Origin of the sequence: Acinetobacter sp. P1332 (assembly GCF_044057475.1) — a bacterium.
In the GTDB taxonomy this organism is placed as follows: domain Bacteria; phylum Pseudomonadota; class Gammaproteobacteria; order Pseudomonadales; family Moraxellaceae; genus Acinetobacter; species Acinetobacter johnsonii.
This window is the reverse complement of sequence record NZ_CP171159.1, coordinates 13,688-26,433: the sequence shown is the minus strand read 5'-3', so window position 1 is coordinate 26,433 and position 12,746 is coordinate 13,688. Positions and strand designations below refer to the sequence as shown.

Here is a 12,746-nt window from a genome sequence, read left to right as displayed (position 1 = left end):
TATTTATGGGAAATAGCCTAAGCTATATATTTTTATTTAAAATTAGGTCTGTTGACATTTCATAATGGTAATCAAATAAATATACAAGCTAAAGCAACTGAATTTTCATAGTTCTGCTTTAGCTTGTCATAGCGTGTTGAAATTCTTCTAAATTGCTTGAGTCTTGCGAATATATTCTCAACAAAGTGTCTGAATTTATATAAGTGCCAATCCATATAATGATTGTTCGAAAATGTGTTGGATTTCTTTGGAATATTTGGGACTGTAAATGCTTCTACTGCAATAAACCGATGTGTAATGGCAATTACGCCGTTGATCATTTCATTTCATGGTCTATGTATCCATCAGATACAGCTCATAACTTCGTATTGGCAGATTCAAGCTGTAATTCTAAGAAAAGTAATTTACTGGCATCTGATGAATTTTTGCATAAGTGGTACGAGCGGAATGAAGAGCAGGATTTGATTATTGTAGATCAGATATCAGTGCTCGGTTTTTTAACAGATAAAGAGCGGTCACATAAAGTGGCGGAGTGGTCATATGCTCAAGGGAAAGAAAATAATTATTTGATGTGGATGGGTGCAAATAGCAAATAAATTATGGCTCCCCTGAGATTAGACTAAAAATCCAATTGCTTTAAAAATACCGTCAAAAATGTTTACTGTATATTTGCTGTAGGGTAATCTTAAAGCTGCTATTTATTGACTGATTGGTATATGACGACAGATAAGCATGAAGTCCTGCTACGAATGCGAGCGATCGAGCTGCTTGCTTACTGGGAAGGTCGTTTGGTCACCAATCGTTTAATGAGCTGGTTTGGGCTCAGTCGACAGCAGGCTTCTACTGATATCAAACGCTATAATACGCTGTATAACCCCGATGCCTTGATTCATGATCCATCAGTAAAAGGCTATGTGCCTAAAGCCAGTTTTCAACCGGTACTGACTACAGCGCATATCAATGAGTATCTCAACATGCTTTCGGGCTTGGTCAGTGAATCACATGCCCTGATTGCGACACCAGAACCGAATCTTGCAGCAGTTCAATTACCTGATCGCAGTGTACGTCCTGAAGTGATTCGGGAAGTTTTGCGTGCCTGCCGAAACCAAAACACTTTAAAAATGATTTATGCCTCGATGCAGAATCCGCAGTGGCATGAGCGCATCATTTCCCCACACACCCTGGTGTATACCGGTTTTCGCTGGCATGTTCGTGCCTATTGCCATCAGAGCAAGCAGTTTAAGGACTTTTTACTCTCCAGGATTGATCGCACACCTGTTGTGGTGGCGATTGAGTCAGTAGACCCTGCTCAGGATCAGCAATGGCATGAAGAAATTGTACTGACGCTGATCCCTAATCCAAAATTGAACTCATCACAACAAGCGCTGGTCGAAAAAGACTTCGGCATGCCTGATGGCAGATTACAGATTCCGGTGAAAAAAGCCCTGGCTCACTATACTTTGCAGCGATATCAGGCCGCGATCACGCTGGCTGAGGCGGATGATGCCTTGAAATATCCCTTGGTACTACAACGCTCAGATATCGAAAAGCTGTCGTCTTACCTGTTTGATCAGGCCTCATAGGAGATTGGCCATGTTAGAACAATTTCATTATGACAGTGACCTGATTGGTGGTTCACTGATGGTGCGTGAAAGCCGGCTGATCGCGGATCTGTTATTACGAGAAGCGACTCCAGAACAATGGCATCAGGCCATTCAGATTGACAATATTCTGCAAAAAAGAACGCCTGCTTCAGCCCAACGTAACGCCACTGCCATTCGTAAGCGTCTTGAGCGCTTAGAGCCTGATTTCTGGAAAGCTTTGCGTGATGGGGATGATGAGCTGGCGACCCAGGTGGCTTTTTGTGGGGCACTGGAACGCAACCTGTTGCTGCTTGAGTTTATGGAAACGGTGATGAGGGATGCCTATATCTCCCAGGCGCAATACTTGGACAGTTATATCTGGTCAGACTTTCTGGATGAGCGCTCACAACGCGATCCGGATATCTGCGAATGGAAAGAGTCCAGCAAGAAAAAAATGGGGCAGGTGGTGTTTCGCATGCTGGCAGAAGCCGGTTACTTAAAAAGTACCCGTAAGCTGGAGTTGCAGCGCGTGATCGTCAGAGCAGAGCTGCGTAGCCTGTTGGAAGAACATTATAAACAACGCATTAAAAGATCTATGGAAGTGTCGCTATGGACGCGGTAGTTGTAGAGGGGCAGCAATGAGTCAAACAATACATGAGCGTCTGAACCAGATTCCAGAGCGAATTCTTTCCACTGAGTTTCTCACTGGACAAGGATTGGGCAATGAAATTGGCTTCTGGATTTTTGATTATGCGCCTGAAGATGAGTTGAAAGTGCGCGAATATTTGCATTTTCTCGAAGGGATGCTGGAGAAAAAACACAGTCAGCTGAAGGTGGTGAATATCAACCTGCTGCAAGCCGTGGTGGATTATCTGGCTGAGCGTAACTTCATCGATAAAGCCATTCAAATGCAAAAAGCCAAAGGCGATGAAGCGCTGCTCAAAGCCTTAAAGGGCCCACTGCATATGGATAAGTTCGCGCCGTATCTGGTGAGTAAATATGCCACCAATGCGCAAGATATTGTGTTGATGACTGGGGTTGGGTCGGTTTGGCCACTGTTACGTGCCCATCACTTATTGAACAGTTTGCATTCGTTACTGGGGCATAAGCCAGTGGTGCTGTTTTACCCAGGCTATTACGACGGTCAAGCGATGAGTTTATTTGGAAAAATTCCAAGCAACAATTACTACAGAGCATTCAGATTAGTGCCTTAAACAGGGCAAATAGAAATAAGAATTCGGGGGAATGGATTGAGATGAACATTAAAGAACTTTTTTACAAGCCATTAGATCGTGCGATTAACGGGGTCGTAAAAGCAGACCAGGATGATAATGCCACGGTTTACCAGGAGCTGGATGAGTACGTGGTCACCAATGAGCTGGAAAAGCATTTTCGTGACTTTTTCCAGTCCTATGGTACAGACCTGAGCGACCCTTCGATTGCCAATCGTGTCGGCGTGTGGATTTCTGGCTTCTTTGGTTCAGGTAAATCACATTTCCTGAAAACCTTGTCGTATATTCTGGCCAATAAAGTGGCACGTGACGCGGAAGGTAACGAACGCAGTGCTGCAGAATTCTTTGATGAAAGCAAAATCCGTGATGCGTTTATCCGTGCTGATATTGGCAAGGCCGTTAGTCATCATGCCGATGTCATCCTATTTAACATCGACAGTAAAGCCAGCTCCAATGATGATGGCAATCCGATTCTGAATGTGTTTTTACGCGTGTTTAACGAGTATCAGGGTTTTAGTGCTGACCATCCACATATTGCCCATATGGAACGTCATCTGAGCCAGAAAGGGGTCTATGAGCGCTTTAAACAGGCGTTTGAGGAATCCAGCGGCATGTCCTGGCTAGGGGAGCGTGATGGCTACCAGTTCTATCAGGATGATGTCGAAACTGCGATTTCTCAGGCACTGAATCTATCAGCAGAAGCAGCGCATAAATGGTTTGAGGATTCTGAGCAGACCTTTAGTGTTTCGGTGGAAAACTTCTGTCAGTGGGTGAAAGAATACCTGGACAGCAAAGGACCCCAGCAACGCATGTTGTTCTTGGTCGATGAAGTGGGGCAGTTTATTGGCAGCGATACTCGCTTGATGCTGACATTGCAAACCATTACTGAAAACCTAGGTACGATCTGTAAAGGCCGCGCTTGGATTATTGTCACCTCACAGGCAGACATCGATGCTGTTTTAGGTGAGATGTCTTCTTCCAAAGCCAATGACTTCTCCAAGATTGCTGGTCGTTTTAAAACCCGGTTATCACTGTCCAGTTCCAATACCGATGAAGTCATCCAGAAACGTTTATTACGTAAAACCCCAGAAGCAGAAGCATTGCTCAGATCGGTGTTTGAGCAAAAGGGCGATATCTTAAAAAACCAGATCACCTTTGACCGTTCAGGCCCAACACTCAAGAACTATGAGGGTCCAGACAGCTTTATCAATAACTATCCTTTTGCGCCGTACCATTTCCAGCTGGTGCAAAAAGTATTTGAAGAAATCCGTAAGGTCGGTGCGACCGGTGCACACCTGGCCTATGGTGAACGGTCCATGTTGGATGCGTTCCAGATGGCCGCGAATGCGATTGCCACAGATGAAGTCGGTGCCCTGGTTCCTTTCCACCGCTTCTATACTTCAGTGGAAGGATTTCTGGATACAGCAGTGAAGCGTACCATCGACCAGGCAGGGCAGAATAAGACCCTGGATGGTTTTGATGTGCAGATGCTGCGTACCCTGTTCATGATCCGCTATGTCGATATCATCAAAGGTACGCTGGATAACCTGGTGACTTTGTCGATTGAGAAAATTGATGAAGATAAGCTGGCATTGCGCAAGCGGATTGAAGAGAGCCTGCAGCGTCTGGAAAAAGAGAGCCTGATTACGAGGAATGGCGATGAGTTCCTGTTCCTGACCAATGAAGAACGTGATATCACTCGCAAAATTAAAGCCACTGACTTAGCAGCTTCAGAAGAAAATAAAGAGTTAGCCAATCTGATCTTTAAAGATTTACTGCGCGATCAGAACAAATACCGCCATCAAGCCAACAAGATGGACTATCAGATTGGACGTTTTCTGGATGGTCATAGCCTGGATGGCAAGTATGAGAGCGATTTGAAAGTTGAAATCATTTCTCCACTAGATACGGAATATAACCTCTACACTGAAGCTTACTGTATTGGTAAAAGTACTCAGGCCGAAGGGCAGATACTGTTTAAACTGGCAGACGATAAACAGTTCTTTAATGAACTGCGCACCTGGCTGAAAACCAATAAATTCATCCGCTTAAATGATGATGGCACTCAGTCCGATATTTCCCGTATTCTGGCAGACCGTGGCCGTGAGAACCAAGAACGTAAAAAACGCCTGCGTGTCCGGGTCGAAGAAATGTTGCTGGACGCGGAAAGTTATGCCTTGGGTCAACATCTACAACTTTCATCTTCAAGTCCAACCACCAAGCTGGATGAGGCTTGTCGTTATTTGCTGGAAAACACTTATACCAAACTGAGCTATCTGCAGGTCTATCAGCAGGATGCTTGGCGTGAACTGAACGCCGTCTTGACTGTGGATGATATGGCGCAACTCGGATTGTCTCTGGATGGCGGTCAGAGCAATCCCAAAGCCCTACAGGAAGTGGAGCAGTACATTGCACTACGGGCCACCGGTACAGAGCGTATTCTAGTCTCAGATGTGGTAGATCGTTTTGCCAAACGTCCTTATGGCTGGCCGGATGCCGAGATTTTACTATTGGTGGGTCAGCTGGCTGCGATGGGGCGGATTTCTCTGCAGTTAAATGGCGGCAGCTTACAGTTAAAAGATGCCTTTGAGCCTTTACAAAACAGCCGCCGTCGCCGTGATGTTTCCATTATTAAAAAGCGCCAGACTGATGATCAGGTGTTGAAACAGGCACGCCAACTGACCCAAGACCTATTCTCGGCCATGGGACCAGCGACTGAGAAAGAGCTGTTTGAATTCTATTTGCAGCATTTTAAGACTTGGTTAGCCAACTTTAAATCGTATAAGAGTAAAACTGATGTTGGGCAGTTCCCGGGCAAGAAAGTGATTGAAAAGTCGATTCTGACTTTGGAGCGCTTGCTGGCGAATAGCGACAGCTTCGATTTCTTTAAGGCCGTGGTTGAGAACAAGGACGACTATCTGGATCTGGAAGAAGATTATCGTGATATTCATGAGTTCTTCACTAACCAGATGCCGAGCTGGCAGCAACTGCAACAGGCCTTACGTCATTTTGAGAAAAACAAACAGGCGCTGGGCAGTGATGAGGTGGCAAAAAAAGCCCTCTCTGAATTACATCGCATTTCGACCCTTGAATCACCATATGGTTTACTCAATAAAATCGCTGATTTGGTTCGCACTGTGGAAAGCGTCAATGAGCGACTGTTGAGTGAGAAGCGCAATCAGGCGATAGAACACATTGATGACAAGATCAAACAGTTAGAAGCCGAGATTAAAAACAGTGGCATCGCTACCGCTGAGCTGAGTAACAAGCTATTACGCCCACTACAACTGCTGAAAACGGATATTGAAGTGGAAACTAGCCTGTCCACCATCTATATGTTGCAAACTCAAACCGCCGTGGAGCGTTTTGATGAAGCCTTGTATGAGTTGGAAAGCGAAGTTCAGACGGAAATCCAGCGTCAGGCCAAAGCGGCACAACTGGCTCAGAGCAAAGCAGAGAGTGTAACCAACACTGCAACCACCTCCAGCCCAGTTACATCAACACCTGCTGCGAGTCCGGTACAGCCTGCGACAGCCGTAGTGCCACCGAAACCTGTTGTCGAAGTCGATGTCGCCAGCATTTACAGCAAAAGTTCAAGTAGTGTTTACCTGGAAACAGAAGAATCAGTGGATCAGTTTGTAGACGCACTCAAAGCTGAATTGAAAAAAATTGTGGGTGACAAAAAGCGTGTGCGTATTCGCTAACTTGGGTTAGGGATATCGGCATCAGCAATCAATTGAAGGTTTTTAAATGAATACCAGTAATATTAAAAAATACGCACCGCAAGCACGCAATGATTTTATCGCAGCCATGCGCAAGCAGGCGGCCAAATATGGCATCACCGCAGACCGCATTTTACCGGCAGAACAGAAAGGCGACTTGCTGCTGATTGGCGATCAGGTTTTTCCGCTATCCGTCATGAAACCACGTGACAAGCTGATCAAACGCATTCAAACCAGCAATTTTGAGCAGACGATTGATTATATCGCTTATAGCTGGTTTAACCGTCTCTGTGCGATTCGCTACATGGAATGCAAAGGCTTACTGGATCATGGTCGCCGTGTACTCAGTAGTGCCGATGGCAGTGCAGGCTTGCCGCAGATTCTGGAAGAATGTCTGGATATTGACCTACCAGGTTTAGATGCCAGCCGTGTGGCTGAACTCAAACTGGATGGCAATAAAGACGAAGAACTCTATCGTGAACTGTTACTGGCCCAATGTCATGCGTTGAATCAAGTCATGCCACTCTTGTTCGAACAGGTGTCTGATGAGTCAGAACTGTTATTACCGGATAACCTGACTAAAACCGACTCCTTGATCCGTGATTTGGTGAGCAGTATTCCGGAAGAAGACTGGTCGGATGTGCAGATTATTGGCTGGCTGTATCAGTTCTATATTTCTGAAAAGAAAGATCAGGTGATTGGTAAAGTCGTCAAGAGTGAGGACATTCCTGCAGCGACACAGTTATTCACCCCAAACTGGATTGTGAAATATCTAGTACAGAACAGTGTTGGTCGTCTATGGATGATGGCACAGCCAGAAAGTATGCTTGCCAGTGAGTGGGAATACTATATTCAGCCGGCTGAGCAAAGCAATGAAGTCAATGCACAGTTAAAACAGCTGATTGATGTGCGGATCAGTGAAGATGGCGATACCTTAAACCCTGAAAGCATTACGGTACTCGATCCTGCCTGTGGTTCGGGGCATATTCTGGTGGAAGCCTACGACTGCTTAAAAGCGATTTACTTAGAACGTGGTTACCGTAGCCGTGATATTCCACGTTTGATTCTGGAAAATAACTTGTACGGCATTGATATTGATACCCGTGCAGCACAGCTCGCTAGCTTTGCACTGCTGATGAAAGCACGTGAGGATGACCGCCGTTTATTTAGCAATCCACCGAAGCTGAATATTATTGCGCTACAAGACAGTCAGCCAGAACGTTTGGATGCATTCAGTCAGGATTTGGCAAGTACTGGTATTGCACAGACAGATTTAAAGGAATTGCTGGATCTATTTGAACATGCTTCGACTTTTGGTTCTTTGATTCAAATTCCAGCAGCATTTGCTAAGAAACTACCTGACTTAGAAACCAAACTCAATATAGCATTAGAGTCAGGGGATATTTTTGCACAGCAGTCAGCACAAGAGCTATTACCACTAGTACAGCAAGCAAAAATCTTAGCTAAAAAATATGATGCTGTGATTGCGAATCCGCCGTATATGGGTGGTAAAGGCATGAATGCAGCACTGAAAGATTTTGCCAAAAAGCAATTCCCAGACAGCAAGTCAGACCTGTTTGCCATGTTTATTGAACGTGGTTTCGATTGGTGTAAGGACAGCGGTTTTAATAGCATGGTGACCATGCAAAGCTGGATGTTCTTATCGTCATATGAAGCAATGCGTGAAAAACTGCTACAGGATAGAACCTTGTCTTGTATGGTGCATATGGGTAATGGGGTGATGGGAATTGCCTTTGGTACGGCTGCTACTGTCATGCTAAATAACCATATTAGTAATTATGCAGGTAGTTTTTCTTATTGTGAAAATGATGATGTAAATGAATTTGGCATCCCCAAACAATTCCCTGTACAAAATGAACGACTAAAAACAGCAAAACCAGATGATTTTAAGAAAATTCCGGGAAGCCCTGTAGCTTATTGGATTAGTAGAAGTTTTTTAGATATTTATAGTTCTAGCACTTTATTAAGTAATATTGCTCATTCTTTACAAGGTATGATAACAGGTGATAACAATAAATTTTTGAGATTATGGTTTGAAGTTAAAAAAAATGTTATAGCAATAGATAAATCAAGTATGAGAGACATTAAAGATGAGTATTGGATACCTTATAATAAGGGAGGAGATCTAAGAAAATGGTATGGTAATAATGAGTACGTTCTTAATTGGAAAAACAAGGGAAAAGATTTAGTTCGAGCAAGAACACAAAATAAAAATTATTATTTGAAACCGTGCGTTACTTGGACCTTCATCAGTTCTTCCTTTTTTGCTGCACGAAAATGCTTTGCTGGATTTGTATGGGATGTTGCTGGTTCGAGTGCATTTCCATCAGAAGAAAAATATGAAAGCTTGATTCTGGGGTTGATGTGTTCAAAGTTAGGTAAAAAGATCCTAAACGTATCAAATCCTACAATGAATTTTCAAGTTGAGAATATTTTAGCTTTGCCAATTCATAAGGACACTAATCTTATTCAAGAAAATGTAGAATCTAATTGTGAAAACTTAGTAAATATAGCTAAAAAAGATTGGGACTCTTATGAAACATCATGGGACTTTACTGAAAATCCAATTATTCGTGCTAATCAACCAAATCTAGAGCAAGCCTTTAGTTTATGGCAACAGCAAAATGCTGACGCCGTGGCGGAAATGAAACGTCTGGAAGAAGAAAACAACAAGCTGTTTATTGACGCTTATGGTTTACAGGATGAACTCACCCCAGATGTACCAGATGAGCAGATTACTTTAACCCGAGCCGACCGTGAAAAAGACAGCCAGCGTTTAGTGTCTTATGCACTGGGTTGCATGATGGGGCGTTATAGCTTGGACGAACCAGGTTTGATCTATGCCCATGCAGGCAATCAAGACTTTGATGCCAGTCGTTATCAAACATTCCCAGCCGATGCAGATGGCATTATTCCACTGACCGAAATGCACTGGTTTGAAGATGACGCAACACATCGTATCCAAGAGTTCTTAACTGCGGTTTGGGGTAAAGACAAATTAGACGCTAATATGCTGTGGTTGGCAGAAAGCTTGGACAAAAAAGCCAGTGAAACAGCGGAAGATACCATTCGCCGTTACCTAGCCAGCAAGTTCTATAAAGACCACATGCAAACCTATAAAAAGCGTCCGATCTACTGGTTATTCAGTAGTGGTAAACAGGGGGCTTTCCAGGCGTTGGTGTACTTGCATCGTTATAACGAAAGTACCTTGGCGCGTATGCGTACTGAATACGTGATGCCACTGATTTCCAAAATGACAGCGATGGTTAACTCTTTGCAAAGTGAAATCGAAAACAGTGATTCTGCTGCTGAAATCAAACGTAAAGAAAAAGAACTACAAAATCTGCATAAGCAACAGGCTGAACTGAGTAGCTTTGAAGAAAAACTGCGCCATTATGCCGATCAGCGTATATCACTGGATCTAGATGATGGGGTGAAAGTGAACTATGGCAAGTTTGGGGACTTGTTGGCTGAAGTGAAAGCAGTGACGGGGGAGAAATAATGAATAGCTTTTCTTCCACACTAGATCATGCAGAGGTGGTTGCATGAACTTAAGTCAACTTCAACAAGGCCTGGAACAAGCCTTTTATACTGAACAGCATCGAATTGTCTTTTGGTACGATGCTGAACAGTCATTTACTGAAGAAATCAAAGCCCTAGAGCTTAATGATGTCCATATTTTGAATATGGCAGAAGAATCCAGCCTTGCTATTAAGCTTAAACTGGAACTACAAGACCAACAGGGCAAATACTTGCTGTATTTCCCAAGTCCAGAGCCTGAAACTGAAAAAGACTGGTTACTGGACATCAAGCTGTATTCACGCAGCTTCTATGCCGATCGTTTCTCGATTATTTTCAATGAGCTCGGTTTACAACAACAAAGTTTAAGAGAACATCTGGCCAAACGTGAAGAGTTCCTCAAAGCCAAAGCGCGTCTGAGCACCTTAAAACGCTATATCCAGCCTGATGCAGATGCACAGGATCTGGATATGGCCATGATTGCAGCTGTGGTCAAGGCTGACAGTGCCGAGCTGATGCATATTGTCCTGGCGTTGGCAGATGAAATGGTACAGCAGAACCTGGCTCTGGAAGTCAATCCAGAATCCTTTGCTGAACTGGAAAAATTCCAACTGGTGCCGGCTTTGGTGACCGCATTACAGGCGGAAATTGGTTATCCAGCATCGGTTGAAGAATTGAATGGGGAAGCACCATTCAAGCTCGGTACGTTCTTTATCCGTTTGATGAGCACAGGTTTCTGTGAAAGCCTGGGCGATATACCGCTATGGGCTCAGGAACTGGTGATGTCATCTGTCAGTTCACGTGCGACGGCTAGAGCCTTCTTGTCGCGCTGGAGAGACAGTTCCAAATACTACCCAACCTTCGATACACTCTCCCAGAGCGTGGCCAATGCACTGCGGATCCAAGAAAAGGTCGGGGCTTTTGATCTGGAGCAGCTGCTCGATGTCATGACCTTTGAAGTGATTGAACAAAAGATCATTGTTGATTTGGCCAGTCATATCCCTGCAGCAGCCAAAGCTGAACTGGAACATTTCAGAACGGTTATTTCTACCCGTCTGGATGGCTATTGGGCGTCCAAACATAAGGACGATGCAACCCGCCGTAAATACCGTACCGTCTATACAGCGTTGCAGGCAGCGATTGAGCTGTTCAGTCTGCGACTGCTGTTTGATTCTGGGTTCTATTTCGAATCCAGCGAAGCCTTGTATAAAGCCTACGAGCAGGAGTTGTATCGCTTTGATATGGCATATCGCCACTACAGTGCAGCCTCTCAGCGAGCGCATGTCGATATCCTGAAAAAACTCGATGAAGAAGTCGAAAATTGCTATGCCTACTGGTTTATTGACCACTTGGCACGCAACTGGGGAGAGCGGATTGAAGCTGAGCAACGCTTGAATGTCTGGAAAGTGGCAGATATCCCAAATCAGCAGAACTTCTATGATACCCATGTCAGACCCTTACTCAATTCTGCAACGAAACGCCGTATTGTGGTAATTATCAGTGATGCTTTTCGCTATGAAGCTGCGGTAGAGTTGCGTGATCGTATTAATGAAAAGCGTTATTCTGAAGCGACCTTGTCTTCACAGCTGGGTGTTGTACCAAGTTACACCACACTTGGCATGGCCTCGTTATTGCCGCATCAGACTTTGGAGTACAAAGAGGCCGCAGGGGATGATGTTTTAGTAGATGGGCAGTCCAGCAAAGGGACTGCAGCACGATCCAAAATTCTGGCTGCCTATAATGGATTGGCAGTAACCGCTGAAATGGTAAAAGGCTGGTCGCGTGATGAAGGCCGTGAAGCGCTGAAAGACCATGAGCTGATTTACGTTTATCACAACGTGATTGATGCTCGTGGAGACAGTGCCTCGACAGAATCAGAAACCTTTATGGCGGTGGAACATGCTATTGAAGAACTGACTGAACTCAGCCGTAAAATTTTAATGCACTTCAATATTTCCACCCTGTTGATTACAGCCGACCATGGCTTCTTGTTCCAGCAAAGTAAACTGGAATCTGCGGATCGTTCAAGCTTGACTGAAAAACCTGCCAATACATTGAAGAGCAAAAAACGCTATGTGATTGGGCATGATTTACCAGAGAGCAAGGAAGCCTGGAAAGGCTCAACCCAAGCTACGGCAGGCACATTATCTGCGACTGATTTTTGGATTCCAAAAGGGGCGAACCGTTTCCATTTTGTAGGAGGCTCACGTTTCGTGCATGGCGGAGCCATGCCTCAGGAAATTGTGGTGCCGGTACTGACCGTGAAACAACTACGTGGTGAAAAAGCTGGGCAACGAACCAAGCGTAAAGTTGAGGTCATTTCTACCAAATCCACGCTGAAGATGGTCAATAACATCCAGAAGTTTGATTTGATGCAAACTGAAGCTGTCAGTGAGCTGGTCATGCCAGTGACTTTATCCATTGCCATTTATGATGGGGATCTTAAAGTTTCCAGTGAAGAAACTTTGACTTTTGATAGCAGTACCGACTCTGTTGCCGATCGGGTCAAGCAGGTCAGGCTGTCATTGTCTGGCACTGATTTTGACCGTAAGAAAGATTACTTCCTGGTACTGAAGGACAAAGACCTGAATATCGAGATGCAACGCTATAAGGTCACCATTGATCTGGCATTTACCGATGACTTCTTCTGATAACGAATTAACGATAGA

Annotated in this window: 6 protein-coding genes and 2 pseudogenes; 7 read left to right on the top strand and 1 reads right to left on the bottom strand. The window is 44.5% G+C overall.

All coding sequences use genetic code 11. From position 1 onward, the window contains the following. Positions 1-71: 71 nt before the first annotated feature. Positions 72-266, bottom strand: a pseudogene (locus ACFN7Z_RS19060) (IS5/IS1182 family transposase); the annotation flags it as partial. On the opposite strand from ACFN7Z_RS19060, the pseudogene ACFN7Z_RS19055 reads away from it, so the two are divergent. From ACFN7Z_RS19055 to pglZ, 7 genes and pseudogenes are all read left to right on the top strand, one after another. Next, positions 246-596 (top strand): annotated as a pseudogene (locus ACFN7Z_RS19055) (HNH endonuclease); the annotation flags it as partial. The pseudogenes ACFN7Z_RS19060 and ACFN7Z_RS19055 sit on opposite strands and share 21 nt — an antisense overlap. A 120-nt stretch (positions 597-716) precedes the next feature. Beyond that, positions 717-1,583, top strand: coding sequence for a YafY family protein (locus tag ACFN7Z_RS19050; RefSeq protein ID WP_039890893.1), 867 nt, complete (start codon positions 717-719; stop codon positions 1,581-1,583). Positions 1,584-1,593: 10 nt separating this feature from the next. Next, positions 1,594-2,205 carry a DUF1819 family protein gene (locus ACFN7Z_RS19045; protein WP_004758931.1) on the top strand — a complete coding sequence of 204 codons (612 nt, stop codon included), beginning with the start codon at positions 1,594-1,596 and terminating at the stop codon, positions 2,203-2,205. A gap of 16 nt (positions 2,206-2,221) precedes the next feature. Next, positions 2,222-2,797, top strand: coding sequence for a DUF1788 domain-containing protein (locus ACFN7Z_RS19040; RefSeq protein WP_005403808.1), 576 nt, complete (start codon positions 2,222-2,224; stop codon positions 2,795-2,797). Positions 2,798-2,838: 41 nt separating this feature from the next. Next, positions 2,839-6,519, top strand: coding sequence for a BREX system P-loop protein BrxC (gene brxC, locus ACFN7Z_RS19035; RefSeq protein ID WP_152630429.1), 3,681 nt, complete (start codon positions 2,839-2,841; stop codon positions 6,517-6,519). A gap of 46 nt (positions 6,520-6,565) precedes the next feature. After that, positions 6,566-10,060, top strand: coding sequence for a BREX-1 system adenine-specific DNA-methyltransferase PglX (gene pglX, locus ACFN7Z_RS19030; RefSeq protein WP_125274899.1), 3,495 nt, complete (start codon positions 6,566-6,568; stop codon positions 10,058-10,060). A gap of 43 nt (positions 10,061-10,103) precedes the next feature. Continuing rightward, positions 10,104-12,728 carry a BREX-1 system phosphatase PglZ type A gene (gene pglZ, locus ACFN7Z_RS19025; protein ID WP_151732000.1) on the top strand — a complete coding sequence of 875 codons (2,625 nt, stop codon included), beginning with the start codon at positions 10,104-10,106 and terminating at the stop codon, positions 12,726-12,728. Positions 12,729-12,746: the final 18 nt, after the last annotated feature.

Coding starts and splice junctions, on each gene's coding strand:
- ACFN7Z_RS19050 (WP_039890893.1), top strand. CDS start 717: ATGACGACAGATAAGCATGAAGTCCTGCTACGAATGCGAGCGATCGAG.
- brxC (WP_152630429.1), top strand. CDS start 2,839: ATGAACATTAAAGAACTTTTTTACAAGCCATTAGATCGTGCGATTAAC.
- ACFN7Z_RS19040 (WP_005403808.1), top strand. CDS start 2,222: ATGAGTCAAACAATACATGAGCGTCTGAACCAGATTCCAGAGCGAATT.
- ACFN7Z_RS19045 (WP_004758931.1), top strand. CDS start 1,594: ATGTTAGAACAATTTCATTATGACAGTGACCTGATTGGTGGTTCACTG.
- pglX (WP_125274899.1), top strand. CDS start 6,566: ATGAATACCAGTAATATTAAAAAATACGCACCGCAAGCACGCAATGAT.
- pglZ (WP_151732000.1), top strand. CDS start 10,104: ATGAACTTAAGTCAACTTCAACAAGGCCTGGAACAAGCCTTTTATACT.